The organism is Mycolicibacterium arenosum (assembly GCF_024320865.1).
GTDB lineage: Bacteria > Actinomycetota > Actinomycetes > Mycobacteriales > Mycobacteriaceae > Mycobacterium > Mycobacterium arenosum.
The window spans coordinates 1-2,300 of sequence record NZ_JANDBD010000018.1 but is presented as its reverse complement, the minus strand read 5'-3'; the positions used below and the strand labels follow the sequence as shown (position 1 = coordinate 2,300).

The 2,300-nt window shown below is 59.7% G+C and carries 3 protein-coding genes; 2 read left to right on the top strand and 1 reads right to left on the bottom strand.

What is annotated here, in order from left to right; all coding sequences use genetic code 11:
• Positions 1 to 275, bottom strand: a 275-nt coding sequence (locus NM203_RS30805; RefSeq protein WP_255064652.1) for a hypothetical protein, incomplete at its 3' end; no start/stop codon positions are given.
• A 1,069-nt stretch (positions 276 to 1,344) separates the two neighbouring features.
• On the opposite strand from NM203_RS30805, the gene NM203_RS30800 reads away from it, so the two are divergent.
• Both NM203_RS30800 and NM203_RS30795 read left to right on the top strand, forming a co-directional pair.
• Positions 1,345 to 1,866 (top strand): Rv2240c family protein, encoded by a 522-nt coding sequence (locus NM203_RS30800; protein WP_255064651.1) that lies wholly within the window; start codon positions 1,345 to 1,347, stop codon positions 1,864 to 1,866.
• Positions 1,867 to 1,907: 41 nt separating this feature from the next.
• The gene (locus tag NM203_RS30795; RefSeq protein WP_255064650.1) at positions 1,908 to 2,195 is read left to right on the top strand and encodes a hypothetical protein; all 288 of its coding nucleotides are present in this window, start codon (positions 1,908 to 1,910) and stop codon (positions 2,193 to 2,195) included.
• Positions 2,196 to 2,300: the final 105 nt, after the last annotated feature.

The window sequence follows — 2,300 nt, the reverse complement described above, 5'->3', positions numbered from 1 at the left end:
TAGGTGTCGAGGCCGAGCGCCTTGGTCCACGCGGTAGAGCGGGGTCCGTTGTAGGTGTTGAGCCCGAGCGCTTTGGTCCACGAGGTATCGCCGAGCTTCGGTCCCGGAGGGCCGATAAGGGCGCTCATGTTAGGGCCGTCGTAGGTGTCGAGCCCGAGTGCGGTCTTCCACGGGGTGCCGTCACCGAGCTTCGGTTCCCAGGCGTCGATAACGGACGATGTAAGAGTGCCGGGCATCTCGCGCGCCGTGTCGCGATGGGGCCGTGTGTCCGTCATCTTGCTCCCTAGCTAAAACGGTCGCACATGCTTTCGATTCGATCCAGTCTACGGCCGCCCTCCGACACCCTCGGCGTGTTGTACGCCGTGTTTTGGTTGCAGGTTGCCCAGAAAGGGTTCTGGTTTTTGAGGGACTCCGGTCAGCCGCGTTCGGTGACCGCTGTGTCGGAATGGCGTGTAGCAGCAGTGGACGTCTTGACGAACTTGCCGGTGACTGCACCGGGAGGCGGTCGAGTTCATCCGGCCAATCTGCGCGTCGGGCAGCACGCCCTTCGAGTAGACGGGATCACGAGTAAATCCCTGGCTCAGAACATAATCTCGACGCGACGGCGGGTCCCGACCACCAAAAAGATCAAGAACGGACTCATCAGCCATGCCATACCTCCTCACAGATCAGACCACGACCATGAACCGGCTGCTTCACAGCCCGATACCGTTGTCTGCTGCACCGAACTCCAAATCCCGGAACCCTCGTTATCAGGACGCGCCGACCTTCCAAACTTCTGATCAAAATGTCTGTCTCGGGACGTGGAGCTACGGACCTTAGATCCAAGTTCAACTCGCATAGCGTGGCCGCATGCCTGGTCCTGGACCATCGCGGCATTTTTAGCGCAGGTGTTTCCAAAAACCGTCAATTCAGACACACTATGCGTCACGCCGTCGATTTGCCTGATTTTCCTGATAGGCGCCTGAAGTGCGATAACTTAATTAGTCTTGTGTGCTCCGCTGGTAGCGGACTGTCGGTGTGCAGCGGTAATTTAGAACCCATGGACCGACCCTTCGAGTTGCAGGATGGCATTGCCCTAGCCGGGATCACTACGGCCCACAGTGCTGGGCACGGCACCGTAGCGATCGAACCGTCTGGGCCAGTGGCGACCGGCGCGCTATCGATTATTGATGCGGCCGCCGGCCTCGCAGACCTTGCGGCGGTGACCGCACTTACCAGCCGCGCAAGCGCGCTACTCACACGAGTCGAGACGTTGGGGATCGCCGCTACGACCGCAGTAACCTCAGCGGTCACTGTCGATGAGACCAACGCCCGCCTACTCAGCGCCGTAGCGGCGGATATATGAGTAAGGCAGCTCTCACCCTCGGAGCACTCGGCACCACAATTGGGATAGCGGGACTTGTGGTGGGGCTGACCGCTTTATTGCGGCCAGAACCCTCAGCGCCATCGCCAACAGCCACGCCGACCTCCGCAACCTCGCCATCTCCAGAGGAATACCGCGCGGCCGCAACCGAAGCGTGCGCGGGCTTCAGCAACTTCAAGAGCGGCGTTGGAATTGCACGCGGCGCCTTCATAGATAGGGTTGACCGCGCGAATGACTGGGAGTCACCACAAAGCCTTGGCACCCAGGGCTATTACTTCAGCGCGGTCGGCGCGGAACTGGACTATCTCGATTCGCGGGTGAGCCCAGAAGCACCAAAGGAACTCGCCAGCGCCATCGCCAGTTTGCGGCCATCCCTTACAGCTGTAGTTGACGCCGACTTACGCCGTGAACCCGCCTCGGTATCCAACAAGATCGTCGACGAATATTCGCAGACGCTAGACGAAGTCGAAAATGCCTGTAAGGCAGCGGGAGTCAGCTAGTGGGGGCAACACCACCTAATCGCCAGTATTCGCGACTTATCGTGGCTCCAGATGTGTGGCCCACGACTCGCGAAGCATGCGAAGAAAAGGCTTCTTCTCAACGTCGCGTGGCCAATGCGACAGCTTCAGCAGCAGATACTCACCGGGGCGCCCTGAACGGATTACGGGTCGACGGCGTTGCGCAATCAACTACTGGGTTCGAAGCGATGCACCAGGCGTATTGGCGGTTTCAGGTCGATGCGGACAACAAGGCTGACATCGACAGCGCAGCAGCAGATTTGATGGATAACGTTGCAACGATCCAACACGACGTGCGTTTCGTCAAGTGATTTGGCCCCACCGTCGTCATGGATTTTGGCCCCACCTGGTCTAGGTGGCGCGTTTGGTTCGGGTGGTGGTCTTGCTGGTGCGGAGTCGGTAGGACTTGGTGCCGG

Excerpts from the sequence above, each read along its gene's own strand:
- NM203_RS30800 (WP_255064651.1), top strand. The coding sequence starts at position 1,345 with ATGAGTAAGGCAGCTCTCACCCTCGGAGCACTCGGCACCACAATTGGG.